Raw genomic sequence first — 246 nt, 5'->3', positions numbered from 1 at the left:
ACTTACTAGAACGGCCGACATCAGGAGAGGTAAAGGTGAATGGAAAAATATTGACCTCACTGTCTAAAGCGAGCTTAAGGAAAGAGAAAAAAGACATCGGCATGATTTTTCAGCATTTTCATTTAATTCAATCTAAGACAGTGTTTGATAATGTGGCCTTGCCACTTTTATTAAGCGGAAGCTCAAAGCGGAAAATCAAAGAAAGAGTAGACGAACTTTTATCATTCGTAGGTCTTGAATCAAAGG

The 246-nt window shown here is 37.8% G+C and carries 1 pseudogene; it reads left to right on the top strand.

Going from position 1 to position 246, the window contains the following annotated elements:
- Positions 1-35: 35 nt before the first annotated feature.
- A pseudogene (locus tag AC0IXA_RS27970) lies at positions 36-246 on the top strand (methionine ABC transporter ATP-binding protein); the annotation flags it as partial.

This window comes from Pseudomonas sp. AC083, assembly GCF_979253165.1.
Note: the sequence above shows the minus strand (reverse complement) of the source record. Positions and strands in the feature narration are given on the sequence as shown.